Genomic DNA, 26,270 nt, shown 5'->3' with positions numbered 1-26,270 from the left:
GGAACGAGTGCCCGTGGGTGTCGACCCGACCCGGGCCAGCATCGCCCGGGTGTACGACGCCTTCCTGCTCGGCAAGGACAACTACGAGATCGACCGGGAGGTGCTGCGCAAGGTTCAGCAGGCGGCCCCCGAGGCGCAGGACCTGGCGACCGAGAACCGCGGCTTCCTGATCCGCGCGTGCCGGTTCCTCGCCAGCCAGACGGGCATCACCCAGTTCCTCGACCTGGGATCCGGCCTGCCGACGGCCGAGAACACGCACCAGGTCGTGCAGCGGATCAACCCGGAGATCAAGGTCGTCTACGTCGACAACGACCCGGTCGTGCTGGCCCACGGGCGCGCGCTGCTCGAGGAGAACGAGAACACGCACTTCGTCTCGGACGACATCTTCGAGCCGGAGCGGATCATGGAGAACCCGGACATCCGGCGGCACATCGACTTCTCGCAGCCGATCGCGTTGCTGCAGCTCGGGACGCTGCACCACTACAACGGGCCGCACGACGAGCCCGCCAAGATCATGAAGAAGTACATCGACGCGCTGCCGTCGGGTTCGTACGTGGCGATCTCGCACTTCTCGGACCCGGAGGACGAGCTGTCCGAGGTCGCTCGCAAGATGGAGGATTTCTTCATCCACAGCCCGATGGGCTCGGGCACCTTCCGCACCAAGGCCGAGATCGAGGAGCTGTTCCACGACCTCGAGATGGTCGAGCCCGGTGTCCGGCTGTGCGCCGACTGGTGGCCGGACGGCCCGCGGATCAAGGAGCTGAACACGGCTCAGCGCACGATCTCGGGCGGCATCGGCCGCAAGGCTTGAGACCGCCTTCCGGCTGAGATGAAAGGCCCCTTCATTGCAAATTTTGCAATGAAGGGGCCTTTCATCGCACGTGCCGGGGCGGGTTCAGAGGCGGACCAGCGGCAGCCAGCGGGCCAGTTCGGCCCTGCTCCCGGAGGCGGTGACCCGCCCCGACTCGACGGCGTCGGCCCAGCCGAGCAGCCCGGTCGCCAGTTCCAGCCACGTGCGCGGATCCGTTTCGACGACGTTCGGCGGCGTCCCGCGGGTGTGGCGCAATCCTTCGACACACTGCACGGCCGCGAACGGCGGCACCCGCACTTCGACACTCTTCCCCGGGGCGTCCCCGGCCAGCGTCCGCAGGCTCAGGCGCACCGCCGCGGCCAGCTCGGGACGGGCCGGTTCCGGACCGGATCCGCTCAACCAGGGGGAAATCGCCGCGATCGCGGCTCGTAACTCAGCGGGGTCGACCGAACGCGAAGAGGCCATGGGAGAACAGTAGAGTGAGCGCGAACAAACCTTCAGGCACCCGGAACGTGGGGATGGCGATGGCGCAGCGGGACGAGGCGGATCGATTGGCGTCGAGCCCGGCGGGCAAGCGGAAACAGGCCAAGCCGAAGATCACCGAAGAGATGCGCGCCAACGCCAAGGCCAACCCCAACAGCTGGCTTTATGTCATCGACGAGGCCTTCGACGCGGGAGGTCCGGTGCCGTCCTGGGCGGTCGTCGGCGCGTACCCGGTGAACGGCGGAGGCGAGATCGTCGAGGACTTCCACGCCAACGACCGCTACCGGCCTTCGCCGAAGGCGCTCGGTTTTCCCGAGCCGCGCAACGAACTCGAGCAGCTGCTCCAGCTGGTGCGCACGAACCACCGCCCGGCCGCCGACCTGCCGCGAGTCATCCTCGACTCGACGCTGTTCGTCTACGCCCTTTCGCCGGTGCAGCGCACGGTGATCGGCTTCCACAACACCGACGGCAAGGTGCTCGTTCCCGCGTACACGGCCAAGTCGCTGGTGCCGCGGGAATGGCCGCACGCCAGGGCGGTGCTTGGCCGGGACATGGTCCCGCTGCTCGCCGGCCACCCCGTGACGATCAACCCACACGACCGGCTCACCGCGATCATCCCCTCGGAGCACCTCGACAAAGCCCTTTCGGACGAGCGTCGTTAGGGTTCGACTAACCCACTCGGCCCAATTTATTCAGGGCGAACGCCACTCTTTCGAGTGATGTTCGAGTCGCTGATTCCCTTTCCGCGGGGGATCGTGGCGACGTGATGAGTCGCAGAGTGTGTTCAAAAGGCTGGGGGGCCGTCCTCACGGCGGGGGTTCTGCTGCTCGCGCAGACCCCCGCCATCGCACGGGAAAGCGGGCCGCGATACGACGGGGCGGAGGGGCACTACGCCGGTTCACAGATCGCGCTGCACGAAGGCGTCAATGTGCCGGCGGGGCCGCTTTACGGCGGCGAAGCGCAGACGCTCGGCCACGACGTCAGCGGTCATCAGGGCGAGGTCGACTGGCCCACCGCCGCCAGTACCGGCGCGAAGTTCGTCTACGTGAAGGCGACCGAGGGCACCGGCTTCGTCAATCCCCGGTTCGTCCAGCAGTACAACGGTTCCTACGGCGTGGGCCTGATCCGCGGTGCGTATCACTTCGCCCGCCCCGACATCTCGGACGGCGCCGCGCAGGCGCACTACTTCGTCGACCACGGCGGCGGCTGGTCCAAGGACGGCAAGACGCTGCCGGGCGCGCTCGACGTCGAGTACAACCCGTACGGCGAAACGTGTTACGGCAAGACGCCGGCGCAGATGGTCGCGTGGGTGACGTCGTTCGCGACGACCTATCTGCAGCGCACCGGGCGGCATCCGACCATCTACACGTCGACGAGCTGGTGGAAGCGCTGTACCGGCAACAGCAACGCGTTCTGGCAGAACCCGCTGTGGCTCGCGCGCTACAACACGGCGATCGGCGAGCTGCCCGCGAGCTGGAAGACCCACACCATCTGGCAGTTCGCGGACAAGGGCAGCCTGCCCGGAGACCAGAACTGGTTCAACGGCACGGCCGATCGCGTGAGCGCGCTGTCCCTCGGCTGAGCGCTCCCCCGAGTGGACGTTACAAGATCACATAACTCGACCTAATTGGAAATGAAAATCACCCACGTGTAGTACCAATTTCACGGAAGTTAGTGACAAACCCGGCACTCGTCGTCAACAATCGTGCCCGGACGGCTACCACCTGCAAGGTCGCCGTCCTCAGCGAGGGTTATCCGTGAAGGGATTGTCGTGATGCGCACTTCCCGAAGAATCACCATCGCCGTCGGCTCCGCGCTGCTCCTGCTCGGCAGCACGGTCCAGGCGTCGGCCGCCCCGTCCCCCGAGATCATGTCGATCGAACAGGATCTCCAGCAGAACGACCACACGATCGGATCCCAGATCCGGCGCGTGGAAGGCGACACCTCCACCCCGGAATCCAAGGCCAAGGCCGCGCAGCCGCAGCCAGAGGCCGGGGTGCTCGCGACGGTCGCGGGGATGGACGTGGCCAGCTACCAGAAGAACGTCGACTGGGCCTACTGGTGGGGTCAGGGCAAGCGTTTCGTGTGGACGAAGGCCACCGAAGGCACGAGCTACAAGAACCCGTACTTCGCCCAGCAGTACAACGGTTCCTACAGCCAGGGCTTCATCCGCGGCGCGTACCACTTCGCCCTGCCGAACGTCTCGGGCGGCGCGGCGCAGGCCGACTTCTTCATCAACAACGGCGGCGGCTGGTCCAAGGACGGCAAGACCCTGCCGGGCGCGCTGGACATGGAGTACAACCCGTACGGCGCCACCTGCTACGGCCTGAGCCAGTCCGCCATGGGGGCGTGGATCCGGGCGTTCCACGACCGCTACCAGGCACGCACCGGCCGCTGGCCCGTCATCTACACCTCGACGAGCTGGTGGAGCACCTGCGTCGGCACGTCGCAGAACTTCGGCGGCACGGTCCCGCTGTGGATCGCGCGGTACGCGTCCACCGTGGGCACGCTGCCCTACGGCTGGGGCTTCTACACCGTGTGGCAGTACACCTCCAGCCCGCTCGACCAGAACACCTTCAACGGCGCTTACGACCGCTTGCAGGCGCTGGCCAACGGCTGAGCTGCGCATTCCGTGAAGAAGCGGCTCTCGGCCTCGGCCGGGAGCCGCTTTCGCGTGCGAGGTACCTTCCGAGCAGAATGCCCCTGAAACCCCTGGCACGGGCCGATCCGGAACCAGCGCTGACCGCCGGTCGTCTGATCTGAAGCCTCAGGCCCCAGTACGGAAGGCGAGACCGATGACCTACCCACCCCAGCCAGGCCAGCCCTACGGCCAGGACCCCCAGGGACAGCAGCCGTACCAGGGTGGCTGGGACCAGACCCAGCAATACGGTCAGCCGCAGCAGTACGGACAGCAGCAAGGCTGGGACCAGACGCAGCAGTACCAGCAGCCGCAGCAGGGCTGGGACCAGACCCAGCAGTACCCGCAGCAGCCCCAGCAGGGCTGGGACCCGAACAACCAGGGCTACCAGCAGGGCTTCGGCGGCCCGCCCGCGCCGCCGCCGAAGAGCAAGACCGGCCTGATCATCGGGATCGTGATCGGCCTCGTCGTGCTGATCGCGTTCGGTGTCACCGGGTTCGTCGCGCCGGGCTTCCTGCTGAGCAAGGACGAGGGGAACAACACGGCCGCGCCGCCGCCCGCGTCGTCGTCCGAGCAGGCGCCGAGCTCCGCGCCGAAGAGCAGCCCGAAGTCGAGCTCGCCCAGGAGCAGCCCGCGGAGCACCGAAAGCGGTGGCACGGGCTCCGAAGGCAACCCGAAGGGCATCCAGAACCTGAAGGACTTCCTGGCCAAGGTGAGCGCCGGGGACAAGGCCGGCGCGCTGGCGCTGGTGTGCCAGGACATGAAGGCGACCATGGGCGACTCGATCGACATCATGGCCCCGGCGCCGTCGCAGCTGGAGGTCACGTCGACCTCGGGCATCGGCGACGGGTTCATCACCGGTGACATCGAGGGCACGGTCAAGGGCAAGAAGGTGAGCGGATCGGGGATCTCCTCGGACGACAACCCGGACAAGTCCTTCTGCGTCCGCAACTTCTTCGTATTCTGAGCGGATGAAGCGGTTTCTCCGCTCCCCGCTGCTCTGGACCTTCGTCGTCTCGCTCGTCCTGCTGCTCGCGGTCGGCGGCTGGTTGCTGACGGATCCGGCGACCAGCCGCAGTGAGGCGCTGAAGACAGGCGGCATCGCCGGGGGCGCCATCGTCGCGCTGTACGCGTTGTGGCTCAACGACCGGCGGCGCCGGGTCGAGGAGCGACGGCAGGAGGTCGAACGGCAGCGGCAGGAGCTCGAGCTGCGGCGGGCCGACCAGGACCGGGACCGGATCTCGGACGAACGGTTCGCGAAGGCCGTCGAACTGCTCGGGCACGAGGCCGACCAGGTGCGGGTGGGGGCCCTGCACGCGCTGGCGGGGCTGGCTCGCGGCCGCGAGATCTACCGGCAGACCGTGCTCGACATCCTGTGCTCGTACCTGCGGCGGCCGTTCGAGCATCCGCGGTACAAGGACACGGCGAAACGCGCCGGGAACACCGCGCCGGAAAAGGGGTCCGCGGAGCAGGACCAAGAACTCCAGGTGCGGCAGACCGCGCAACGGCTGATCGGGGAACTGCTCCCGGCCGCGGATTCCGAAGGCACGCCGGGATACGACCTCGACCTGACCGGCGCGGTACTGGAGTACTTCGATCTTTCTCAGCGGAAGATCGGCAAGCTGCTGCTCCGCTACGCCGGTCTGTACAGCAGCACCAATCTGTCCGGTTGCGTGTTCCTCGGACCGGTCTACCTGACGGGCGCGGGAACGGCCGACGCGAAGAAGATCGGCTTCTTCCGGTGCAATGAAGCCAAGTTCGAGCAGCGGGCGTGGTTCAGCGGGGTGCGGTTCAGCGAAGACGCCGAGTTCCGCGGCACCGTGTTCGCCGGCGAAACCTCCTTCAAGGACAGCGTTTTCGCGAAGGACGCCGTCTTCGCGGACGCCGGGTTCAAGGGGACGCTCGATCTGCGTCGCGCGCGGTTCGAGGGCTTCGGGAACCTGAGCTTCCGCGAGCCGCCCGGCACGGTGTCGCTCTACAACACCGCGGTGGAGCCGGCGAGGGACCACGAACTCCCGGCGGGCTGGGCCGTCGAGACCCTGCCGGACGGCCGCGCCCGGCTCACGGTGAAGGACTGATGAGGCGCCTGCTCTCCTCGCCGCTGCTGTGGACGTTGCTGTCCTCGGTCGCGGTGCTCGTCGGGGTCACCGCCTGGCTGCTCATGGATCGCGCGACCAGCCGCGGTGACGCGCTCAAGACCGGCGCTTTGGCGGGCGGGGCGATCGCCGCGCTCTACGGACTTTGGCTCAACGACCGGCGAAGGCGTACCGAAGAGGACCGGCACGAGATCGAGCGCAGCCGGATCTCCGACGAGCGCTTCGCCAAGTCGATCGAACTGCTGGGCAACGAAGCCGATCAGGTCCGGGTCGGGGCGATGCATTCACTCGCCGGGCTCGCCAGGACGCGTCCGGAGTACCGGCAGACCGTGCTCGACGTGTTGTGCGCCTACCTGCGACGGCCGTTCGAGCATCCGAGTTTCGATCCGGACCTCGACGACTGGGACGACAACGAAAAGCGGGCGGCGGCGGAGCGGGAAAGGCTGGTCCGGCGTGCGGCCGAGCGGCTGATCCGCGACATCCTTCCCCACTCCGGGACCACCGGGCCGACGCTTTCGCTCAATCTCAGCGACGCCCGGCTCGACAAGCTGGGGCTGCTCGGCAGGCGGGTCGGCTGGTTCGGCGCGGATCGGTGCGAGGTGCTGTCCTATCTCGATCTCACCGACGCTCAGCTGTCCGGGAAGTTCCTGCTCGAGAACGCGACCATTCACGGCAGGTTCGAGGTCACGAGGGCGAGCTTCGAACGGAAGGTGTCACTGAACGGCCTGGTCGTCGAGGCGCCTGTCGATTTGAGCGTGGCGACCTTTGCGGAGGCGCCTTCGGTGGAGGGCGCGCAGTTTCCGGCGGGTTCGGTTCCGCCTGCCAGTGAGGGCTGACCACTCACGACCCCATCGGCCCCTGTCGCGAAGACCACTTTCGCGACAGGTGAACCCGACGCAGACCTCTGGCTGCGGGCGCACAGAGGCCCCATTCCCAGTACATGAAGGCCCCCTTCCTTGCGCCTGGCGCAAGGAAGGGGGCCTTCACGTACTTCCGGAGGGCGAACGCGGTCCGTCCGCTCAGTCGAACAGGGCCGGGAGCGTGCGCTCCCAGGTCTCCCGAAGCTCGTCCAGCGTGAACTCCGTGATGTCCTGGAGTTCGAGCGAGCCCGACTCCGGGTCCACCACACCGGTCTTACGCCACGGCAGGCCGCGCGCGGTCAGCATCTCGGTGAACCGCAGTTCCTCGGTGCGCGGCACGGCGACCAGCACCCGGCCCGCGGACTCGGAGAACAGCTGCACGAACGGGTCCTGCTCCGCGTCGAGGAAGACGCGGGCACCGCACTGTCCGATGAGGACGGTCTCGACGAGGGTCTGGATCAGGCCGCCGTCGGAGATGTCGTGCGCGGCGGAGATCATGCCGTCGCGGGAACCGGCGATGAGGATGTCGGCGAGCAGCTTCTCGCGCGCCAGGTCCACGCGAGGCGGGCGTCCGCCGAGGTGGCCGTGCAGTTCGCGCGCCCAGGCGGAACCGTCCAGCTCGTCGTGGGTCTCGCCCAGCAGCAGCAGGGCTTCCCCGGCCTCGGCGCCGATACCGGTGGGGATGCGGCGGGTGACGTCGTCGATCACGCCGAGCACGCCGACCACCGGGGTCGGCAGGATGGCCGTGTCACCGGTCTGGTTGAAGAAGCTGACGTTGCCGCCGGTGACCGGGATGCCGAGTTCGACACAGCCGTCGGCGAGACCGTGCACGGCCCGCTCGAACTGCCACATCACGCCCGGGTCGGTCGGCGCGCCGAAGTTCAGGCAGTCCGACACCGCGACCGGCTTCGCGCCACTGGTGGCGACGTTGCGGTACGCCTCGGCCAGCGCGAGCTTCGCGCCCTCGTACGGGTCGAGGTAGACGAACTTGCTGTTGCAGTCGGTCGAGACGGCGACCCCGCGGCCGGTCGACTCGTCGATCCGGATGACGCCCGAGTCCGACGGCTGCGCGGACACGGTGTTGCCGCGCACGTAGCGGTCGTACTGGGAGGTCACCCATTCCTTCGACGCCTGGTTCGGCGACGAGATCAGCTTGAGGATGTCGGCCCGCAGTTCGTCCGAAGTGGAGGGACGGGGAAGCTTGGCCGAGGTGTCGGCCTGCAGAGCGTCCTGTGTGGACGGACGCTGGATCGGACGGTCGTACACCGGGCCCTGGTGCGCCACGGTGTGCGCCGGCACGTCGACGACGACCTCGTCGTTCCAGGTGATGACCAGGTGCTCGCCGTCGGTGACCTCGCCGATGTCGGTGGCGATGACGTCCCACTTCTCGCAGACCTTCATGAACGCCTCGACGTTCTCCGGCGAGACGACCGCGCACATCCGTTCCTGCGACTCGCTGGAGAGCACCTCCGCCGGGGTCATCCCGGTGGCGCGCAACGGAACCCGGTCGAGGTAGATGTGCATCCCGCCGTCACCGGCGGCCGCGAGCTCCGACGTCGCGCAGGAGAGCCCGGCGCCGCCGAGGTCCTGGATGCCGACGACGAGCTTCTGGGCGAACAGTTCGAGACAGCACTCGATGAGCACCTTCTCGGTGAACGGGTCGCCGACCTGGACGCTCGGGAGCTTCTTGCGGCCACCCGAGCTTTCGTCACCCGAGAACGTGTCGCTGGCCAGGACGGACACGCCGCCGATGCCGTCGAGGCCGGTGCGCGCGCCGAACAGGATGATCTTGTTGCCCTTGCCCGAGGCGAACGCCAGGTGCAGGTCTTCGACGCGCATCGCGCCGACGCACAGGGCGTTGACCAGCGGGTTGCCGGAATAGCTCGGGTCGAACACCAGCTCGCCGCCGATGTTCGGCAGACCGAGGCAGTTGCCGTAGCCGCCGACGCCGGCGACCACACCGGGCAGCACGCGACGGGTGTCGGGGGCGTCCGCCGGGCCGAAGCGCAGCGCGTCCGCCACCGCGAGCGGGCGCGCGCCCATCGCCATGATGTCGCGCACGATGCCGCCGACACCGGTCGCGGCGCCCTGGTACGGCTCCACATAGGACGGGTGGTTGTGGCTCTCGACCTTGAAGGTGACCGCCCAGCCCTCGCCGATGTCGACGACGCCCGCGTTCTCGCCGATGCCGGCGAGCATCTTCTCCTTCATCTCGGGGGTGGCGGTCTCGCCGAAGTAGCGCAGGTGCTTCTTCGAGGACTTGTACGAGCAGTGCTCGCTCCACATCACCGAATACATCGCCAGTTCGGCGTCGGTCGGACGGCGGCCGAGGATCTCCCGGATCCGGGCGTACTCGTCGTCGGCGAGGCCGAGCTCGACGTACGGCTGGGTCAGTTCGGGGGTCGCCTCGGCGCGTTGAGTGGTGTCAACGGTGCTGGTCACGGTGTCCGCATCAGGGTTCGCCACGGCCTTAAGAGTAGGTGAGCGTCCAGGGCGGCTCGCGGTCGCCCGGGCATAAATCGGTCGCGCCCGCGACGGTGATCCGCTTAACGTCGGTAATCGTGCTTTCCGCCACATACCCGCTTCCGCGACTACGCCTGCCCGCCAAGCCGACCGCCTGGCGGTACCTGGTCAGGATGATGCTCGCGCGCCCCGGACTGCTCGCCGTCTCGGCGATCAGCGGTGCGCTGTGGTCGCTGCCGATCGCCCTGCTGCCGGTCGCCATCGGCCGGGGCATCGACGCGATCGGCCGCGGCGACGGCGATTCCGTCTGGCTGTGGGGTCTCGCGGCCGCCGGCCTCGGGATCGCGCAGACGATCGCGGGCACGGTGCAGCACTTCGCGTCCTACGGCTGCTGGATCCACGGCGCCGGGGTGACGCAGCGCCTCGCCACCGAACACGCGGCGAAGCTGGGCGCGAACCTGCGGGACACGACCACCACGGGTGACGTGGTCGCGATCACCACCAGCGACATCAACCCGATCGGTGTCTCCTTCGAGGTGCTCGGGCGGGCCTTCGGTTCGCTGATCGCGTTCATCGTGTGCGCGACGGCGCTGCTGTCGACGTCCCCGCTGCTCGGCGTGGTCGCGCTGATCGGTGTCCCGCTGGCGGTGGTGGGCATCGGGCCGCTGCTGAAGCCGCTGGAGAAGCGCCAGACGAAGCAGCGCGAGGAGAAGACCGACGTCAACGCGCTGGCCGCGGACATCGTCTCCGGCCTGCGGATCCTTCGCGGTGTCGGCGGCGAGAAGCAGTTCCTCGACCGCTTCCGCCGCTCCAGCCAGCGGGTGCGCGCTGCCGGTGTCCAGGTCGGACGCAGCGAAGCGTGGCTCGCGGCGGCCGAGGTCGCGCTGCCGGGACTGGTCACGGTGGTCATCACCTGGCTGGGCGCGCAGCTGGCGATCAACGGCACCATCGGCGTCGGTGAGCTGATCACTTTCTACGGCGTCTCGGTGTTCCTGGTGATCCCGGTGACGACGGCGACCGAGTTCGCGGGGGTGCTGAGCGCCGCGCTGGTTTCGGCGCGGAAGGTGTGCAAACTGCTGTCCACCGAGCGCACGCTCGGCGAGCCGGAGCACCCGGTGCCGCTGCCGGAAGGCCCGCTGGACCTGTACGACGAGGCGTCCGGGATCAAGGCCGAGGCCGGGAAGCTGACCGTCATCGACGTCGGAGCCGACGCCGACGCGGTGGCTTCGCGGATGGCGCGGTACACCGATCCGAGTGAACCCGCGCTGGTCGGCGGGATTCCGGTGGACCGGGTCGCCCTCGACGAGCTGCGGCGGCGGGTCGTGTTCGCGCACAACCAGGACATCTGGTTCTCCGGTGTGCTGCGCGAACAGGTCACCCCCGCCGAGCCCGGCGAAGTCGGCATCACCGAAGCGCTGTACGCGGCGGACGCCGAGGACATCGTGGACGCGCTGCCCAACGGCGTCGACGAGGTGATCGGCGAACGCGGACGTGAGGTCTCCGGCGGCCAGCGGCAGCGGCTGAACCTGGCCCGCGCGCTGGCGACCGACGCCGACGTCCTGCTGCTCGACGAGCCGACCTCGGCCGTCGACGCGCACACCGAAGCCCGCATAACCGAACGCGTCGCGAAGCTGCGGCGCGGCAAGACCACCGTCGTGTTCAGTCAGAGTCCATTGTGGACGAACGTGGCCGATGTGGTCGTGAGCACGAAAGTGGTCGCCTGAAGACGGTGCCGGAGCGCGCCTGATCCGGGCGGAAGGCCTCGCGAATCCGTTGTCGGGCCGCCGGCCGTTTCGCGCCCACCACCTCGGGGGTAAGGAAATGACAGCATGAAGAAGCTGCCGCTGGCAGACAAGAAAGACGTTCGACGATGGATCAAGGAGACCGCGCGCGCCAACAAGCGCGAGTTCTCCGTGATGCTCGGCCTGTTCTGCGTCGCGACCGCGATCGGGCTGGCCGGGCCGAGGCTGCTGGGCGCGCTGGTGGACGAGGTCGTCGACGGCACGACGATCACCACGATCACCTGGCTCGCGGTGGCGTTCGTGGTCGTGCTGGGCGCACAGGCCTGGTTCAAGGGTCTGGCCCGGCTTCGCGCGCGGGTGTTCGGTGAGCGGATCCTGGCGAAGAACCGCGAGGAGTTCGTCGGGAACGCGCTGGACCTGCCGCTCGGAACGGTCGAAGCGGCGGGCACCGGTGATCTGCTCAGCCGGGCGACCACCGACGTCAGCCGTATCGACCACGCGGTGCGCCACGGCGCGCCCGAGATCCTGATCGCCGCCGTCACGGTGGTGTTCACGGTGGTGGCGATGGTGATCACGTCGCCGTTCCTCGCGCTGGGCCTGCTGGTCGCGCTGCCGCTGCTGGTGCCGGTGAACGTCTGGTACCAGCGGCGGATCCCGGACGTGATGCGGCGGATGCTCGACAAGTGGTCCGAGTTGCAGTCCACCACGCACGAGACCGCGGAGGGCGCGCGGACGGCGGAGGCGCTGAGCCTGACCGGCCGCCGGATCCGGACCGGGCACGACGGCCTCGACGCGTCGATGCTGGGCGAGCGCAAGATCCGGGCGCTGCAGATGCGGTGGATCCCGTCGCTGGAGATCAGCTACGTGCTGCCGGTGCCGGTGATGCTCGGGCTGGGTCTGCTCGCCTACTCGAACGGCTGGGAAGGGCTCGGCACGATCACCGCGATGCTGCTGTACTCGCAGGTCATGACCGGTCCGCTGAACGAGGCGCTGTTCTGGCTCGCGGACATCCAGGTCGCCGGTGCCTCGCTGCGACGGCTGCTGGGCGTGCGGCCCGCTCCTGCTTCGGACACGGCCTCGGAGACTCCGCGCGGCCAGGACATCGAGGTTCGCGACGTGCGCTTCGGCTACAACGCGGACCGCGAAGTGCTGCACGGGATCGACCTGCGGGTGCCCGCCGGTGAACGGCTGGCGATCGTCGGCCCGTCCGGTGCCGGCAAGTCGACCCTGGGACGGCTGCTGGCCGGGATGTCGGCGCCGACGTCGGGTTCGGTGCGGATCGGCGGCGCCGAGGTGTCGACGTTGCCGGACGACGTCCTGCGCGGCGAGGTCCTGCTGCTGACGCAAGAGCAGCACGTCTTCGCGGGGACGCTGCGGGACAACCTCACCCTGCCCGCCGGGGACTGGACCGACGACCGGCTGCTTTCCGCGCTGGCCTCGGTCGGCGCCACGGAGTGGGTGGCGAGCCTGCCGGACGGGCTGAACACGAAGGTCGGGGCCGGGGCGGTCGCCGTCCCGGCGGCGATGGCGCAGCAGCTCGCGCTGGCGCGGGTGGTGCTGGCCGACCCGCACACGCTGGTGCTGGACGAGGCGACGTCGCTGCTGGACACGGGTTCGGCGCGGGAGCTGGAGCGGTCGCTGAGCGCGGTGCTCGAAGGGCGCACGGTGATCGCGATCGCGCACCGGCTGCACACCGCGGCCGCGGCGGACCGGGTCGCCGTCATCGAGGGCGGCCGGGTGACCGAGCTGGGCTCGCACGCGGAGCTGCTGGCCGCCGGAGGCCCCTACGCCGCCCTGGTCGCCGCCGCCTCCTGAAGTGACATGAAAGGCCCCTTCATTGCAAATTTTGCAATGAAGGGGCCTTTCATAGCGCTTGGTCAGGCGGAGACGAGGGCGTCCACGGCGCTGTAGAACATGCCGAGCCCGTCGTCGGAGGGCCCGGTGAGGGCGTCGATGGCGTGCTCCGGATGCGGCATGAGCCCGACGACGCGGCCGTTCTCGCTGCGGATCCCGGCGATGTCGTTGCGCGAGCCGTTCGGGTTGCCGCCGACGTAGCGGAACACCACGCGGCCCTCACCCTCCAGCTCGTCGAGGGTGGCCTGCTCGGCGACGAAGCAGCCGTCGATGTTCTTCATCGGGATGAGGATCTCGGCGTCCTTGTCGTACCGGGTGGTCCACGCGGTGTCGTTGTTCTCCACGCGCAGCCACTGGTCACGGCAGATGAAGTGCAGGCCCGCGTTGCGGATCATCGCGCCAGGCAGCAGCCCGGCCTCGCACAGGATCTGGAAACCGTTGCAGATGCCCAGCACCGGCATGCCCTGGTGGGCGGCTTCGATCACCGACGACATCACCGGCGCGAACCGGGCGATGACGCCGGCGCGCAGGTAGTCGCCGTACGAGAAGCCACCGGGGACGACGACGGCGTCGACGCTCTTCAGGTCCTCGTCCGCGTGCCACAGCGGCACGGCTTCGGCGTCGGCGTAGCGGACCGCGCGGGCCGCGTCACCGTCGTCGAGCGTGCCGGGGAAGGTGATGACCCCGATGCGGGCGCTCACGACTCCACCCGCTTGATGGTCCACTGCTCGATGACCGGGTTCGCGAGGAAACCCTCGGCGATCTTTTCGAGCGTCGCGTCGTCGACGGAGTCGTCGACCTCGATCTCGAAGTGCTTGCCCTGACGGATCTCGGTGATCCCGGTGAAGCCGAGACGACCGGCCGCGCCGAGCGCGGCTTGGCCCTGCGGGTCGAGGATTTCGGGCTTGGGCATGACGTCGACGACGACTCGGGCCACGGCAGGCTGCTCCTTATTCACGCAGGTCGTGGGTACCGCCAGAGCGTACTTCACTACGGTTGCCGCATGACCTACGGGCAGTACACACCGCCGAAGAAGTCGAAAGCCTGGCTCTGGATCACGCTGGCGCTGGTCTTCGTCCTGATCGCGGGCGGTGTCGCGTTCACCGGTTTCGTGACGCCGGGGTTCTTCAAGGCCAAGCCCGACACCACCTCGCGCGCGACGCCGGAGCAGCTGAGCCAGTCGTTCGTGAACGGCGTCGGCGAAGGCCGCCTCAGCTCGCTCTGGTGCCCGATCCGCTCGAAGCGGTCCTACACCTCCGAGCAGGTCATGGCCGTCTCCGACGGCGCACAGCTCAGCACACCCGCGCGTCAGCGTGCGCCACAGGAGTATTCGGCCGCGCTCACCGTCGGCGGCCAGCCGGTCGGGATCGCGATGATCCCCGGCGAGGGCGGCTGGTGCGTGCGCGACGCCAAGGTCGGCGGCGAGCCCGAGCCGCTGCCGGGCATCGAGACGAAGCCGTCGCCGCGGCCCGACGTCAAGACCGGGGAAGAGGCGGGGAACAAGTTCGTCGACGCGATCAACGCGCGTGACATCCCGGCGGCGTTGTCCGTGCTGTGCGAGAAGGTGCCCGACACGACCCGCGACGGCGTGCAGCAGATCATCCACGGTGAGGGCAGGTACACCGTCGACACCGCCGACGTGCTGACCACCGCGAAGCAGACGATCCTGCACCTCAGCGGCGAGGTCGACGGCGTCCGGAACCCCGGCCGGATCGAGACCGAGGACGACGCCGAGGGCGGCCCCTGCGTGGCTTCTTTTTCACCCGACTCCGACTGAGCTCGCACCGATCCTTCGTCTGGGGGATGCTCGGAGCGCGGCGCTGGGCCAAGATGAGCCCATTGGCGGGGCGTCAACACCGGGCGAGCAGCAGGAGGCACCGTGGCCGATCAGGACTCCTTCGACTACGTGATCGTCGGCGCGGGCAGCGCGGGATGCGTACTGGCGAACCGGCTGAGCGAGGATCCGTCGGCGCGGGTGCTCCTGCTCGAAGCGGGCGGCGAGGACGACGCCGACGAGATCCACATCCCCGCCGCGTTCCCCGGCCTGTTCAAGACCAAATGGGACTGGAACTACGAGACGGTCGAGCAGAAGCACACCGGCAAGACGCTGTACTGGCCGCGCGGGAAGACGCTCGGCGGCTGTTCGTCGATCAACGCGATGATCTACATCCGCGGCAACCGCGCGGACTACGACGGCTGGCGTGACGGGCACGGCGCCGAGGGCTGGGGTTTCGACGACGTCCTGCCGTACTTCAAACGGGCCGAGGGGAACCAGCGGCTCGGCGGGCCGCTGCACGGCACCGACGGCCCCTTGAACGTCGAAGACCGTCGCTTCACCCACGAGTTGTCGCTCGCCTGGGTGGATTCCGCGGTCGCCTGGGGCCTCAAACGCACCGACGACTTCAACGGCGAAGCGCAGGAAGGCGCCGGCGTCTATCAGGTGACGTGCAAGAAGGGCCGCCGCTGGTCGACGGCCGACGCGTATCTGCGGCCGGCGTTGTCGCGCCCGAACCTCACCGTGCGGACCGACGCGCAGGCCACCCGCGTGGTCTTCGAAGGCACCCGCGCCGTCGGAGTGTCCTATTTGGACCAAGGCGTCGAGACGACGGTGCGCGCGTCGACGGAGGTCCTGCTGAGCGGCGGCGCGGTGAACTCGCCGCAACTGCTGATGCTTTCCGGGGTCGGCCCGGCGGAACACCTGCGCGAGCACGGGATCGACGTCGTCGCGGCGCTTCCCGGTGTCGGCGACAACCTGCACGACCACCCCGCCTGCGGAATCATCTGGTCGACCCGCGGCACCACCGACCTCGTGGACGCGGCGACGCCGGGCGGCCTGGTGCGTTACCAGCTCACCAAACGCGGTCCGCTGGCCTCGAACATCGGCGAGGCGGGCGCGTTCTTCCCTGCCGCGGACGGCGTCTCGCCGCCGGACATGCAGATCCACGTCGCGCCGACGTTGTTCTACGACAACGGAATGCGCGAGCCGACGGTGCCGGGCTTCACGTCGGCGGCGACCCTGGTGGACGTCGCGAGCCGGGGCCGCCTGCGGCTGAAGTCGTCGAATCCGTTGTGGAAGCCGGAAATCGACCCGGCCTACTACGCCGAGTCCGTGGACATGGAGAAAATGCTCGCCGGGATGCGCGCCCTGGTGGAGATCGGGAAGTCCGGTCCGCTGGCGCGGTATCTGGACAAGCCGTTCCTGCCGGAGCGCCACGACCTGACCGACAGCGAACTGGCCGACTACGTGCGCGAGAAGACGCAGACGCTGTACCACCCCGTCGGGACCTGCTCGATGGGGACGGGCGAGAACGCCGTCGTCGATCCGTCGCTGAAGGTGCGCGGAGTGGACGGGCTGCGAGTGGTGGACGCGTCGGTGATGCCCGTGGTGCCGCGCGGGAACACGAACGCGCCGACGATCATGGTGGCGGAGAAGGCCGCGGACCTCATCCGGGGCGCTTGACCGGCCCTTTCACGCTTCCGCAAGCGCAATGAAGGGGCCTTTCATAGCAAAATTTGCTATGAAAGGCCCCTTCATTGCACGCGGGGGTTGACAGGCGGCGCGTCAGCGTTTGCCGTGCAGGACGGTGATCAGCTTCGCGACCAGGGCGTCGGTCTTTTCCTTGCGGGAGAACGACGTCAGCACGATCGGCGCGGTGAAGCGCTGCCGCGCGACGGCCTTCGGGCGAGCGAACTCGCGCAGGCCTTCCGGGCCGTGGATCCGGCCGAAGCCCGAGTCGCCGACGCCGCCGAAGGGCAGCGAAGCGATACCGGCGAAGGAAAGCGGCGCGTTGATCGACGTCATGCCGGTGCGCAGCCGTCCGGCGAGTTCGAGGCCGCGCGACTTCGAGAACACCGTCGAGCCGAGGCCGTACTTCGTGTCGTTGGCCTTCTCGACGGCCTCGTCCATGTCGCGGACCTTGGCGATGGTGACGGTCGGGCCGAACGTCTCCTCCTGGACCGCGGCGGAGTCCTCCGGCACGTCGACGAGCACCGTCGGCTGCACATAGCGGTCGCCGACCGCGTCGACGCCGCCGACGAGCGCCTTCCCGCCGCGTTCGATGGCGTCCGCGATGTGCCGCTTGATCACCGCGAGCTGCGAAGGCATCGTCACCGGGCCGTACTGCGCGGCCGCGTCCGAACCCGCCCGCACGTCCTTCGACTTCTCGACGACCTTCGCGACGAACTCGTCGTGCACGCGCTCGTGGACGTACACGCGCTCGACGCCGATACAGGTCTGCCCCGAGTTGGAGAACGCGCCCCAGACGGTCGCGTCGGCGGCGGCTTCGAGGTCGGCGTCCGCGTCGACCAGGACGGCGTCCTTGCCGCCCGCCTCGATGATGACCGGGGTCAGCGTCTCGGCGGCCGCGGCCATGATCTTCTTGCCCGTGCCGGTCGAACCGGTGAAGGCGATCTTGTCGACGCCTCCCGTGACGAGCGAAGCGCCGGTCTCGCCGAAACCGGTGATCAGCTGCAGCACCGGCCACTCCGGGACGACCTCGTTGAAGGCGTCGACCAGCCATTTTCCGACGCCGGGCGTGTACTCGCTCGGCTTGAAGACGACGGTGTTGCCGGCGGCGAGGGCGTACGCGATGGAGCCGAGCGGCGTGAAGACGGGGTAGTTCCACGGGCCGATCACGCCCACGACGCCGAGCGGCTGGTACTCGACCGTCGCCGCCTGGTTCGACATCATCAGCCCGGCCGCGCGGCGCTGCTTGCCGAGGATCTTGCGCGCGTGCTTGCCCGCCCACGCGATGTGCTCGATGGCGAGGACGCTCTCCAGCTGCGCGTCGGCGATCGGCTTCCCGGTCTCGTCGCGCACGACCTGGCACAGCTGCGGCAGCCTGCGGGTGATGACGCCCTTCCAACGGCGCAGGCGTTCGGCGCGGCCGTCGTAACCGAGCCCGGCCCACCATTCGGCGGCGTCCTTCGCGCGGGCGATGGCGGCGCGGACGTCGTCGGTGGTGTGCACCGGGTAGGTGCCGACGACCTCGTCGGTCGCCGGGCTGAGGGAATCGAAGGTCTCCCCCACGCTGTGCGCGGTCGGCTTCGGCTGGACTGCGGTCATCTACTTCTCCCGTGTCTCGGCTCAAAGCCCAGGCTACGACGTTACTGACGGCGTGCCAATAGCTCGCCTGGGGCGTGCCACCAGCATCGCACAGGAGACGAGGGCCGCAAGGACACCGAGAAGCGGGCACAGCCACACCGGCAGTACCCCGATCGCCAGCGAACCCAGCCCGAACCCCGACGCCTGCACGGTGAAGGCCAGCGAGAACCCCTCCGACCGGCGGCGTTCCGGCAGCAGCTTCTGCAGATTGACCGACGAGACGGCCATCAGCGGGCCGGTGCAGAGCCCGATCAGCGCGACCCCGCCGAGCAGCCCGGCCCAGCCGAAGCCCGCCGAAACCACGATCCCGCCGAGCACGAAACCGGCAAGGAACAGCCGCGGATCGCCCGCCTTCCCCCGCGCCGCGTACAGCGCGCTCCCGCAGAGGCTGGCGCCGCACAGCACCACGATGACGATCGCCGTCGCCGAATCGGGGGCACCGAGACGCTGGACGAGCGGCAGCAACCCGACCTCGATGGTCGACAGCAGGAGCCCCACGGTGAACAGTCCCGCCAGCCAGGGCACGCAGGCGGCGACCGGGATCGGCTGCCGCTCGACCGTCCTTTGTGGATCCCTGGGGATGCTTCGCCTCGGCACGAGCAGGGCCGCGAGCAGGGCGACGACGGCCATCGCGAGAATCGGGACGACCGGACCGGACGTCGCCAGGAGCGCCACCAGCAGCGGTCCGCCGACGATCACGCCTTCGAGGATCATCGCGTCGACCGAAACGGCCCTCGGCAGTTCGTCTTCGGTCACCGTCCCGGCGAGCAGCGTCCGGAAACCGCCGTTCAACCCGCCCGCGACCAGCCCCGGCGGGATCGCCAGCGCGAGCAGCACCCAGTCCGGAACTCCGGCCGAAGCGACCGCGGCCAGCAGGAACAGTCCGGCGGCGACCAGCGGGAGCAGCACGACGAGACCGCGCGCGGGGCCGACGCGGTCGAGCAGCCGTCCCGTCGGCACGGCGCCGACCATCTCGGCGGCGACGAAAACGGCCATCATGATCCCGCCGAGCCGGTACGAACCCGTCGTCGCGGTGGTCAGCACCGTGAAGGCCAGCGGCGCCATCATGCCGGGCAGCCGGTTCAGCTGGACCCCCGCCGACCAGCGCCAATACCCGGAATTTCGTAACAAGGTCATGCCACGAACACTGCCGAACCGGGCCTGGCGAGAACATTGATTAGGGAATAACCTAATCCGATGATCGAGCTCGTCCTGACCGCCGAGAGCGCCAACCGCGTCCGCTTCGGCATCTCCCCGCTCGACGAGACCATGGGCGCGATGCAGACCCTGCTCGGGCGGCGCGGGCATCCGAGTCATCTGCCCTGGCTGCGTGAGGCCGCCGCGAAACTGCCGGACCTGCCCATCGACGGCTTCGCCAGGGTGATGAGCGCGCGGCACTACATCACCGACTTCCTCAGCCCGCCGCCGAGCGGCCCGGAGACCACCGCGTCCGCGCAGCTCGCCGAAATCCGCCGTACGGCGCCGGAGCAGGTCGCCCACGAACTGTCCAAAGTGGACGCCGACCTGAGCGGCCTGCCGGACGATCCCACCGAGGCGAGGGATCTGCTGGCGAGCCAGATGGAGATCGCCTGGACCGAACTGGTCGAACCGCATTGGCCCCGAATGCGGCGATTTCTGGTCGCCGACATCGAGGAACGCTCGCGACGCCTGGCCGCCGGCGGTATCGCTCTGGTACTCGAGGACATCCACCCTCGGGTGCGGCTCGTCGACGACGTCCTGGTGATCGAGATGAAGCAACGCGGCCGCGTCCACCTCGACCGACGCGGATTGCTGCTGATCCCCGGCGTGTTCGCGTGGCCCTCGGTCGGGGTGATCACGATGGAGCCGTGGCAGCCTTCGCTGCTGTACCCGGCTCGCGGGGTGGCCGAACTCTGGTCGGACCCCGAACGACCGCCCGGCGCGCTCGCCGGAGTAGTCGGCCGGACGAAGGCCGCGCTGCTCACCACGCTCAACGAACCCGCGAGCACGAGCGAACTCGCGCGCAGGCTGGGTTTCTCGGCGCCGACGGTCTCGCAGCATCTGACCGCCATGCGCGCCGCGGGCCTGCTCGAAACCCGGCGGCGCGGCCGCGAAGTGCGTTACCGGCGCACCGAACTTGGCGACGCGCTGCTTCGGGCATAGGCTGGAATCGAGCTACCGCGAAGGAGAACACCGATGCGTATTGTCCACTTTGGACACGCTTGCACCCTTCTGGAGACCGAGGGCGCACGGATCCTGATCGACCCCGGCACCTTCTCGGTAGGCTTCGAAGGCGAGCGTGAGCTGGACGCCATCCTGATCACCCACCAGCATTTCGACCACCTCGACCTGGACAGGCTGCCCGACCTGCTGGCGGCGAATCCCGGTGTGCGGCTGATCGTCGATCCGGGTTCCGCCGAAGCGGTGGGGAAGATCGGCACCGAGTTCCAGATCGCGAACCCCGGCGATGCCTTCGAAATCGGGTCCAGCGGCAGCAGTGCCGTCAACGTCGTCGGTGGCGAGCACGCGGTGATCCACGAGGAGATCCCGGTGATCCCGAACGTCGGCTATATCGTCGACCACGGCGCGTTCTACCACCCCGGCGACTCGTTCTTCGTGCCGGAACAGAAGATCGACGTCCTCGGCCTGCCCACCGGTGCTCCGTGGCTCAAGGTCGGCGAGGCGGTCGACTACCTGCGTGCGGTGTCGCCGCGCCTCGCCGTCCCGATCCACGAAGCCGTCCTCGCGCGGCCGCAAATGCACTACGGCCTGTTCGCGAATCTCGCGCCGGAAGGCACCGAGGTGAAGGTGCTCGATGTCGGGGAGCCGGTGAAGGTCTAGCGGTAAGCGAGTTTCCGCACCAGGATCTCCGCCGGTCCCCGATACGACCGCCGGTGCATCAGGTACGCGACGACGACCGTCAGCAGCCACACGCCGAGCCCGCACGCGGCCGCCACGAACGTCTCACCGCCGAGCCCCAGCATGAACGGCGGCGCCAGGATCAGCCACGCCACCGACTGCAACAGGTACGCGCTCAACGTGCGCTGGCCGAGGGCGGAGATCGCGGTGACCACGACGCCGCGGCGCCTCTTGCCGACCGCCATGCCGATGAGGCCGAACAGGCTGATGTACCCGATCGCGCCGAACAGGCCGGCTCCTTCGTACATCAGCTTGGCGAGCCCGGCGGTTTCCTCGTCGAAGCCGACGTAGTCGCCGGCGAAAAGGCCCATCGGCAGCGCGCCCGCGATCGCGACGCCGAAACCGCCGAACAGGCCGAAGAGGAGAACCTTTCGATTCGGCTCCTCCAGGAGGCGCTTCTTCGCGGCCCAGGCACCCACCCAGACGAAGAGGATCGACGACAGCAGAATCGCCGTGGTCATCGGCCATTCGGTGAGCCGCTCGCGCACGGCGTCGCCGTAGGTCGGTGCCAGGGAGGACGGATCCTCGACGGACGGGACCGGCGCGCTCCCGGAGTTCCCGCTGAGCACCAGATACATCAGCACGGCGAGGTAGCAGACGCCGAAACCCAGGTACAGCGCCGGAAGCCGATAGAAACCCATGCCGCGCCTCAAAAGCAGCAGAGCGAACACCACGCCGATCACGCCGTACGCGCCGAGCACGTCGCCGGAGAAGAACAGCACCCCGTCAACGGCGCCGAACACCAGCAGCCACGCGTGGCGGCGTAGCAAGACTCCGCGCGTTCGCGGCCACGACTGCCCGAGCGCTTCCTGGCGGTCGGCGAACTGCACCATCCCGTAGCCGAGCATCATGCCGAACAGCGGCAGCGCGCACGCGTGGACGAGCACGAACAGCAGCACGAAGTACGGCCGTTCCAGGCCCTGTGGCGTCTGGTCCACGCCCGGCGTGTTCCCGAGGAAGATGCTCGCGGTATGCGCCAGCGCGACCAGCAGCAGCGCGAAACCCCTGGCCAGATCCGGTGCGAGCACGCGCTCGCCGGTCGGTGTCGATGTCATGGATCCCCCTTTAGTATCCAACGTACACTAATTAATGTCCGGCGGATACTAAAGGCTGAGCGGGGTGCTTGTCAGCCGGCGTCGACGAGAGCGGCGATGCCGTCGAGAACGACTTGGAGACCGAAGTCGAAGTCGGAGTCCTGTCCGGAGCCACCGAGTCCTGAGGTCAGGAAGCCCGCGGCGTCGGGGAAACGCTCGGGGTCGATCAGCTCGGCGAGACCCTTGCCGTAGGCCTGTTCGGCCTGGTCCTGGCTCAGCCCGCTGCCCTTCCGGCCCTCGGCGAGCTGGATCGCCTGCGCGCACGCGAGGCGGACGTAGCCGCCGACCAGCACCAGGATTCCGCCCTTGGTACCCCAGTCGAGACCGGTGTCGCGCAGCGTGCGCAGGATCGCGTCCATCCACGCGACCGCGTGCGGCCCGGCCGGAGGGCCGGTGAGCGGCAGCTCGACCAGCCACGGGTGCTTCATCAGGACATCGCGGTTGGCCTCGGCCAACGTGGTCAGCTCGGCCCGCCAATCGCCGGTGGACTCCACCCGCGGCGGATCACCGATGGCGAAGTCGGCCATCAGCTCCAGCAGCTCCGCCTTCGAACCGATGTGGCGGTACAGGGACATCTTCGTGACGCCCAGCTCCTTCGCCACGCTCGCCAGCGTCACGTTCGCGACGCCTTCGCGATCGGCGAGGTCCACCGCGGCCGCCACGACGCTGTCGACGTCGAGCACGGACGGCCTGCCGCGTACTGGACGCTCCGCTCGTCGCCAGAGCCGCATCAGCGTCGCCGGTGCGTGCCCCTCGTCGGTCATCCCGACAATTTAGCCCGCGTTCGCGAGAGCGAGCCGTAGGTGGCTCCGAAAGCGCGGTTCTCCAGCGAGACGTCGACGGCGTCGAGGAACGCCTGCCGCAGCCCCGGCCGGGCGAGGTCCGCGGCGTCGATGCCGAGCCGGACGAGCCCGCCGCGGCGAGCGGCCCTGGCGGCGGCCAGCACCAGCGCGAAACACCGGACGGTCTCCGTCCGGTGCGACGGCCCGCCGAACTCCTGCACCCTGGCACGCCGGACCTCACCGGACACCAGGTCCCGCACCGAGGCCAGGTCCGCGCACAGCCTGAACCCGTGCTCGCGCAGGGCCAGCAGGGTGCCTTCCGACGCGATCCAGCGCGGCGGCGCGAACCCGTCGACGGCCATGCCGTTGCCGTCGAGCGCCGCCTTCGCCGCGATGAGCCGCAGCCGCGCCTCGTGCGCGGGAAGAGCCGCGAACTCCGCGCGTTTGCCCAGGTAGACGGCGCGATGGGTGGGTGGTACCTGATGGTCGTAACCGTGCAGGAGGACGGAGTCGCCCTGGGTGCGGCGCGTCCTGACCCACTCGGTCACCGGGCCCTCGCCGGTGCGAGCGGCGTAGAGCACGGACAACGGGACCCTGCGCCGGTCGAGTTCGGCCGCGAGATCGGCACAGCGGTGCAACGTCCGGGTGGTCACGCCGGACAGGGAAACCAGCAAACGTGCATCCACCCCACCAGTGAGCCAGCCCGGGCTTTCGCTCGCCTGACGTCGGAGTGAACTCCGCAGGTCAGGCGGGCCAATCCTGCAGCGACCGGCCGGTGATGCGTTCGTATGACTCGATGTACCTCGCCCGCGTGGCGGCGACGATGTCCTCGGGCAGGGGCGGTGACCCCGGTCTGTCCCGGCGGTGCCAGCCGGACGCGGGACTGGTGAGCCAATCCCGCAGGGGCTGCTTGTCGAACGACGGCTGCGGGCCGTCCGGCACGTAACCACCGGCGAGCCAGTAACGCGAGGAATCCGGGGTCAGGACCTCGTCGGCGAGCACGAGGTTCCCCTCGCGGTCGATGCCGAATTCGAGCTTCGTGTCCGCGAGCAGGATGCCGCGTTCGGCGGCGAATTCCGCGCCGCGGCGGTACACCGCGAGCGTCGCCTCGCGGACCTCCTCGGCCCGTTCGCGGCCGAGTTGCCCGACGACGTCGGAGAAGGCGATGTTCTCGTCGTGCGAGCCGCGGTCGGCCTTCGTCGCGGGCGTGAAGATCGGTTCGGGGAGCCGGGACGACTCGGTCAGGCCAGGGGGAAGTTCGACCCCGCACACCCGGCCGCACGCGCGATAATCGGCGAGACCGGTACCGGTGAGATAACCGCGGGCGACGGCTTCGAGCGGCAGCATCGCCAGCCGCCGCACCAGCAGCGCGCGGCCGCGGACCTCGGCGGGGATGCGTTCGTCTTCGTAGGAGACCAGGTGGTTGGGGAGGACATCGGAGAGCAGGGAGAACCAGAACACGCTCATCGCGGTGAGCACCCGCCCCTTGTCCGGGATGGGCGTGTCGAAGACGACGTCGCAGGCGGAGATCCGATCCGAAGTGACGAGCAGCAGATGCTCGTCATCGACGGCGTAGAGCTCACGGACCTTGCCGGCGGCGATCTTCGGGTATTCGAGCGTCGTCACGGCTGCACCCTAGCGATCAAGGATGATGGCTGATCATGCCGATCCACTGCGTTTCGTTCACGACCGACTACGGGCTGAGAGACGGTTTCGTGGCCGCGTGCCACGGCGTGATCGCGCGGATCGCGCCGTCCGTACGGGTGATCGACGTGAGCCACGAGATCCCTCCACAGCAGGTCAGGACCGGCGCGGAGGTACTCGCCCAGACCGCGCCGTATCTGCCGGAGTCGGTCCATCTCGCCGTCGTGGACCCCGGCGTCGGCACGGCGCGGCGCGGTGTCGTGGTGGTCACCGGGCGCGGAATGCTCGTCGGCCCCGACAACGGACTTCTCATTCCCGCCGCCGAAACACTCAGCGGGGTGATAGCGGCGTACGAACTCGCGGCTCCGGAGTACCGCCTTCCGGTGACTTCGTCGACGTTCCACGGACGCGACGTCTTCGCCCCCGCGGCGGCGCATCTCGCGCTCGGCGTCGCCCCCGAGGAGTTCGGGCCGCGCGTCGACGACCTCGTGCGCCTGCCGGACCCGTTCGTGGCGGTGTTCCCCGGCAAACTGGTGGCCGAGGTGCTCACGGTCGACCACTTCGGCAACGTCCAGCTCGCCGCGAGCCCCGCCGACCTCGAACTGGCCGGGCTGTCCGGCACGGTCTCCGTCAGCAGCGAACACGTCCTGGTGAAAGCGCTGGTCGGCGACACCTTCGGCACGGTGCCGCCGGGCCGGAACGTGCTCTACACCGATTCCGCGGGACGGCTCGCGGTCGCCGTGAACGGCGGTTCGGCGTCGGCCGTGCTCGGGCTGGGGCCTGCCCAGGAGTGCACGATCACCTCGTCGCCGACGGACACCTGACCCGGGCCGGTCACCGCCATCTTGATCCCGAACGAGACGCCGCCCTCGGGTTCGCGGCGGTAGTCGGCGAGCGACCGGATCGGCTCCGGCCCCGCCTTCTTGCCGGTCTCCTGATCGACCATCGGCACGGTGCAGCGGATGCAGACCTTGGCGTACCCCAGTTCGAGACCGCCGGCGGTGAGCGAGCGGACGTCGTCCTCGCGGTGCGGCTCCGGCCAGCCCGAGACGACGATGTTGGGCCGGAAGCGATCCATCGGCACGGCCTCGGCACCGCGTGACGCGATCCTCTCGTTCAGACCGTCCAAAGAGGACTCGGAGGTCAGCAGGATCGCGTGCGCGTCGGCGAAGGCCGCGGTGCCCGGGATCTCGCCGTTGGTGACGCGTTCGTGCTCGGGTGCGAGCCCGACGAACACCGACGGCAGCCCGAGGACGGCGGAGAACCACTCGGCGGCCTCGTCGCCCTGGTGGACGCCGTTGCCCTGCCAGGTGAACGTCGCGGCGGGCTGGCGCGGCCCGTCCGTGACCGTCTCGACCAGGAGATCTTCGACGCCGGGAGCGGCGAGCCGCAGGCGGGCGCCGTCGTCGAGCACCTCGGCCCGGATCGAGGCCATCACCGGATGCTTGCGCTGGCTGCGGAACTCACCCTCCGGGGAGACGACCATCCAGGCCCGGTCGAACCGCAGCCCCGCCGGGGTGACGTCGGCCGTTTCGACCGCCGTCCCGGCACAGCCCTTGACCGGGTAATAGACCAGCTTCGCCACTCTCGCCATGACCGCAGGTTAGCGATGGCAAGGACGGTTGACGTAGCGAAGGCCGCCCTTCCTACCTTCAGGGTAGGGAAGGAGGCCTTCACGGACGCCACCGCCGAGTGAGCGCGGGCGCTGGTGGCGAGTGCGGTTGCGGCCGTGCACACCGGTGACGTTGCGAAAGCCACTTTCGCAACGTTGAAGGTTGCGAAAGTGGCTTTCGCAACCTGC

Annotated in this window: 25 protein-coding genes; 14 read left to right on the top strand and 11 right to left on the bottom strand. The window is 69.0% G+C overall.

What is annotated here, in order from left to right:
- Positions 1-13: 13 nt before the first annotated feature.
- Positions 14-811: an SAM-dependent methyltransferase gene (locus tag ACLJQ7_RS08660; RefSeq protein WP_410647881.1), complete on the top strand. Its 798-nt coding sequence runs from the start codon at positions 14-16 to the stop codon at positions 809-811.
- An 84-nt stretch (positions 812-895) separates the two neighbouring features.
- Here the strand turns inward: ACLJQ7_RS08660 and ACLJQ7_RS08655 are convergent, their stop codons facing one another.
- Positions 896-1,276: a sterol carrier family protein gene (locus ACLJQ7_RS08655; RefSeq protein WP_410647583.1), complete on the bottom strand. Its 381-nt coding sequence runs from the start codon at positions 1,274-1,276 to the stop codon at positions 896-898.
- A 53-nt stretch (positions 1,277-1,329) separates the two neighbouring features.
- Here ACLJQ7_RS08655 and ACLJQ7_RS08650 point away from each other — a divergent pair, with 53 nt between their 5' ends.
- From ACLJQ7_RS08650 to ACLJQ7_RS08625, 6 genes are all read left to right on the top strand, one after another.
- The gene (locus tag ACLJQ7_RS08650) at positions 1,330-1,956 is read left to right on the top strand and encodes a type VII secretion system-associated protein (protein WP_410647880.1); all 627 of its coding nucleotides are present in this window, start codon (positions 1,330-1,332) and stop codon (positions 1,954-1,956) included.
- Positions 1,957-2,060: 104 nt separating this feature from the next.
- Positions 2,061-2,876, top strand: a complete 816-nt coding sequence (locus ACLJQ7_RS08645) for a lysozyme (RefSeq protein ID WP_410647879.1) — start codon at positions 2,061-2,063, stop codon at positions 2,874-2,876.
- 192 nt (positions 2,877-3,068) lie between these two features.
- Positions 3,069-3,914: a lysozyme gene (locus ACLJQ7_RS08640; RefSeq protein ID WP_410647582.1), complete on the top strand. Its 846-nt coding sequence runs from the start codon at positions 3,069-3,071 to the stop codon at positions 3,912-3,914.
- Between the two features lie 175 nt (positions 3,915-4,089).
- A complete protein-coding gene (locus ACLJQ7_RS08635) occupies positions 4,090-4,899 on the top strand; it encodes a Twin-arginine translocation protein TatA (RefSeq protein ID WP_410647581.1) in 810 nt (269 codons plus the stop codon).
- Positions 4,900-4,903: 4 nt separating this feature from the next.
- Positions 4,904-6,010, top strand: coding sequence for a pentapeptide repeat-containing protein (locus ACLJQ7_RS08630; protein WP_410647580.1), 1,107 nt, complete (start codon positions 4,904-4,906; stop codon positions 6,008-6,010).
- On the top strand, positions 6,010-6,864 hold the full coding sequence (locus ACLJQ7_RS08625) for a hypothetical protein (RefSeq protein WP_410647579.1): 855 nt from the start codon (positions 6,010-6,012) through the stop codon (positions 6,862-6,864). The genes ACLJQ7_RS08630 and ACLJQ7_RS08625 overlap by 1 nt, the downstream gene beginning before the upstream one ends.
- Positions 6,865-7,047: 183 nt before the next feature.
- Here the strand turns inward: ACLJQ7_RS08625 and purL are convergent, their stop codons facing one another.
- The gene (gene purL, locus ACLJQ7_RS08620; RefSeq protein WP_410647878.1) at positions 7,048-9,330 is read right to left on the bottom strand and encodes a phosphoribosylformylglycinamidine synthase subunit PurL; all 2,283 of its coding nucleotides are present in this window, start codon (positions 9,328-9,330) and stop codon (positions 7,048-7,050) included.
- Positions 9,331-9,449: 119 nt separating this feature from the next.
- Between purL and ACLJQ7_RS08615 the strand changes: the two genes are divergently transcribed.
- Both ACLJQ7_RS08615 and ACLJQ7_RS08610 read left to right on the top strand, forming a co-directional pair.
- Positions 9,450-11,075: an ABC transporter ATP-binding protein gene (locus ACLJQ7_RS08615; protein WP_410647578.1), complete on the top strand. Its 1,626-nt coding sequence runs from the start codon at positions 9,450-9,452 to the stop codon at positions 11,073-11,075.
- Between the two features lie 105 nt (positions 11,076-11,180).
- The gene (locus tag ACLJQ7_RS08610; protein WP_410647577.1) at positions 11,181-12,908 is read left to right on the top strand and encodes an ABC transporter ATP-binding protein; all 1,728 of its coding nucleotides are present in this window, start codon (positions 11,181-11,183) and stop codon (positions 12,906-12,908) included.
- Between the two features lie 62 nt (positions 12,909-12,970).
- Here ACLJQ7_RS08610 and purQ read toward each other — a convergent pair whose 3' ends face one another.
- Together purQ and purS are read right to left on the bottom strand one after the other, a co-directional pair.
- Complete coding sequence (gene purQ / locus ACLJQ7_RS08605; RefSeq protein WP_410647576.1) at positions 12,971-13,648, bottom strand: phosphoribosylformylglycinamidine synthase subunit PurQ; 678 nt, start codon at positions 13,646-13,648, stop codon at positions 12,971-12,973.
- Positions 13,645-13,884: a phosphoribosylformylglycinamidine synthase subunit PurS gene (purS, locus tag ACLJQ7_RS08600; RefSeq protein WP_410647575.1), complete on the bottom strand. Its 240-nt coding sequence runs from the start codon at positions 13,882-13,884 to the stop codon at positions 13,645-13,647. Before purS ends, purQ begins: the two co-directional genes overlap by 4 nt.
- A 66-nt stretch (positions 13,885-13,950) precedes the next feature.
- On the opposite strand from purS, the gene ACLJQ7_RS08595 reads away from it, so the two are divergent.
- Positions 13,951-14,724 carry a hypothetical protein gene (locus tag ACLJQ7_RS08595; protein ID WP_410647574.1) on the top strand — a complete coding sequence of 258 codons (774 nt, stop codon included), beginning with the start codon at positions 13,951-13,953 and terminating at the stop codon, positions 14,722-14,724.
- 102 nt (positions 14,725-14,826) lie between these two features.
- Complete coding sequence (locus ACLJQ7_RS08590) at positions 14,827-16,407, top strand: GMC family oxidoreductase (RefSeq protein ID WP_410647573.1); 1,581 nt, start codon at positions 14,827-14,829, stop codon at positions 16,405-16,407.
- A gap of 102 nt (positions 16,408-16,509) precedes the next feature.
- Here the strand turns inward: ACLJQ7_RS08590 and ACLJQ7_RS08585 are convergent, their stop codons facing one another.
- Both ACLJQ7_RS08585 and ACLJQ7_RS08580 read right to left on the bottom strand, forming a co-directional pair.
- Positions 16,510-18,012: an aldehyde dehydrogenase family protein gene (locus ACLJQ7_RS08585; protein WP_410647572.1), complete on the bottom strand. Its 1,503-nt coding sequence runs from the start codon at positions 18,010-18,012 to the stop codon at positions 16,510-16,512.
- A gap of 33 nt (positions 18,013-18,045) precedes the next feature.
- Complete coding sequence (locus ACLJQ7_RS08580) at positions 18,046-19,188, bottom strand: MFS transporter (RefSeq protein WP_410647571.1); 1,143 nt, start codon at positions 19,186-19,188, stop codon at positions 18,046-18,048.
- 60 nt (positions 19,189-19,248) lie between these two features.
- On the opposite strand from ACLJQ7_RS08580, the gene ACLJQ7_RS08575 reads away from it, so the two are divergent.
- A complete protein-coding gene (locus ACLJQ7_RS08575; RefSeq protein ID WP_410647570.1) occupies positions 19,249-20,193 on the top strand; it encodes a DUF5937 family protein in 945 nt (314 codons plus the stop codon).
- A 33-nt stretch (positions 20,194-20,226) separates the two neighbouring features.
- Positions 20,227-20,871, top strand: a complete 645-nt coding sequence (locus ACLJQ7_RS08570; RefSeq protein WP_410647569.1) for an MBL fold metallo-hydrolase — start codon at positions 20,227-20,229, stop codon at positions 20,869-20,871.
- Here the strand turns inward: ACLJQ7_RS08570 and ACLJQ7_RS08565 are convergent.
- The 4 genes from ACLJQ7_RS08565 to ACLJQ7_RS08550 form a co-directional block, all read right to left on the bottom strand.
- Positions 20,868-22,004: a DUF418 domain-containing protein gene (locus ACLJQ7_RS08565; protein ID WP_410647568.1), complete on the bottom strand. Its 1,137-nt coding sequence runs from the start codon at positions 22,002-22,004 to the stop codon at positions 20,868-20,870. The genes ACLJQ7_RS08570 and ACLJQ7_RS08565 overlap by 4 nt on opposite strands.
- 71 nt (positions 22,005-22,075) lie before the next feature.
- Positions 22,076-22,807: a TetR/AcrR family transcriptional regulator gene (locus tag ACLJQ7_RS08560; protein ID WP_410647567.1), complete on the bottom strand. Its 732-nt coding sequence runs from the start codon at positions 22,805-22,807 to the stop codon at positions 22,076-22,078.
- Positions 22,804-23,511, bottom strand: a complete 708-nt coding sequence (locus tag ACLJQ7_RS08555; protein ID WP_410647566.1) for a DUF2334 domain-containing protein — start codon at positions 23,509-23,511, stop codon at positions 22,804-22,806. Before ACLJQ7_RS08555 ends, ACLJQ7_RS08560 begins: the two co-directional genes overlap by 4 nt.
- Before the next feature lie 58 nt (positions 23,512-23,569).
- Positions 23,570-24,451, bottom strand: coding sequence for a phosphoribosylaminoimidazolesuccinocarboxamide synthase (locus ACLJQ7_RS08550; RefSeq protein ID WP_410647565.1), 882 nt, complete (start codon positions 24,449-24,451; stop codon positions 23,570-23,572).
- Positions 24,452-24,486: 35 nt separating this feature from the next.
- Between ACLJQ7_RS08550 and ACLJQ7_RS08545 the strand changes: the two genes are divergently transcribed.
- The gene (locus tag ACLJQ7_RS08545) at positions 24,487-25,293 is read left to right on the top strand and encodes an S-adenosyl-l-methionine hydroxide adenosyltransferase family protein (RefSeq protein WP_410647564.1); all 807 of its coding nucleotides are present in this window, start codon (positions 24,487-24,489) and stop codon (positions 25,291-25,293) included.
- Here ACLJQ7_RS08545 and ACLJQ7_RS08540 read toward each other — a convergent pair.
- Positions 25,176-26,063 (bottom strand): MOSC domain-containing protein, encoded by an 888-nt coding sequence (locus tag ACLJQ7_RS08540; protein ID WP_410647563.1) that lies wholly within the window; start codon positions 26,061-26,063, stop codon positions 25,176-25,178. The genes ACLJQ7_RS08545 and ACLJQ7_RS08540 overlap by 118 nt on opposite strands.
- Between the last annotated feature and the right edge of the window lie 207 nt (positions 26,064-26,270).

This window comes from Amycolatopsis sp. cmx-4-54 (genome assembly GCF_046548895.1).
Lineage (GTDB): Bacteria > Actinomycetota > Actinomycetes > Mycobacteriales > Pseudonocardiaceae > Amycolatopsis.
Note: the sequence above shows the minus strand (reverse complement) of the source record. Positions and strands in the feature narration are given on the sequence as shown.

What these genes read in the sequence shown, in the direction of transcription:
- ACLJQ7_RS08655 (WP_410647583.1), bottom strand. Translation starts at nt 1,276, where the DNA reads ATGGCCTCTTCGCGTTCGGTCGACCCCGCTGAGTTACGAGCCGCGATC.
- ACLJQ7_RS08650 (WP_410647880.1), top strand. Translation starts at nt 1,330, where the DNA reads ATGGCGATGGCGCAGCGGGACGAGGCGGATCGATTGGCGTCGAGCCCG.
- ACLJQ7_RS08645 (WP_410647879.1), top strand. Translation starts at nt 2,061, where the DNA reads ATGAGTCGCAGAGTGTGTTCAAAAGGCTGGGGGGCCGTCCTCACGGCG.
- ACLJQ7_RS08640 (WP_410647582.1), top strand. Translation starts at nt 3,069, where the DNA reads ATGCGCACTTCCCGAAGAATCACCATCGCCGTCGGCTCCGCGCTGCTC.
- ACLJQ7_RS08635 (WP_410647581.1), top strand. Translation starts at nt 4,090, where the DNA reads ATGACCTACCCACCCCAGCCAGGCCAGCCCTACGGCCAGGACCCCCAG.
- ACLJQ7_RS08630 (WP_410647580.1), top strand. Translation starts at nt 4,904, where the DNA reads ATGAAGCGGTTTCTCCGCTCCCCGCTGCTCTGGACCTTCGTCGTCTCG.
- ACLJQ7_RS08625 (WP_410647579.1), top strand. Translation starts at nt 6,010, where the DNA reads ATGAGGCGCCTGCTCTCCTCGCCGCTGCTGTGGACGTTGCTGTCCTCG.
- ACLJQ7_RS08610 (WP_410647577.1), top strand. Translation starts at nt 11,181, where the DNA reads ATGAAGAAGCTGCCGCTGGCAGACAAGAAAGACGTTCGACGATGGATC.
- ACLJQ7_RS08595 (WP_410647574.1), top strand. Translation starts at nt 13,951, where the DNA reads ATGACCTACGGGCAGTACACACCGCCGAAGAAGTCGAAAGCCTGGCTC.
- ACLJQ7_RS08585 (WP_410647572.1), bottom strand. Translation starts at nt 18,012, where the DNA reads ATGACCGCAGTCCAGCCGAAGCCGACCGCGCACAGCGTGGGGGAGACC.
- ACLJQ7_RS08580 (WP_410647571.1), bottom strand. Translation starts at nt 19,188, where the DNA reads ATGACCTTGTTACGAAATTCCGGGTATTGGCGCTGGTCGGCGGGGGTC.
- ACLJQ7_RS08575 (WP_410647570.1), top strand. Translation starts at nt 19,249, where the DNA reads ATGATCGAGCTCGTCCTGACCGCCGAGAGCGCCAACCGCGTCCGCTTC.
- ACLJQ7_RS08570 (WP_410647569.1), top strand. Translation starts at nt 20,227, where the DNA reads ATGCGTATTGTCCACTTTGGACACGCTTGCACCCTTCTGGAGACCGAG.
- ACLJQ7_RS08565 (WP_410647568.1), bottom strand. Translation starts at nt 22,004, where the DNA reads ATGACATCGACACCGACCGGCGAGCGCGTGCTCGCACCGGATCTGGCC.
- ACLJQ7_RS08560 (WP_410647567.1), bottom strand. Translation starts at nt 22,807, where the DNA reads ATGACCGACGAGGGGCACGCACCGGCGACGCTGATGCGGCTCTGGCGA.
- ACLJQ7_RS08545 (WP_410647564.1), top strand. Translation starts at nt 24,487, where the DNA reads ATGCCGATCCACTGCGTTTCGTTCACGACCGACTACGGGCTGAGAGAC.
- ACLJQ7_RS08540 (WP_410647563.1), bottom strand. Translation starts at nt 26,063, where the DNA reads ATGGCGAGAGTGGCGAAGCTGGTCTATTACCCGGTCAAGGGCTGTGCC.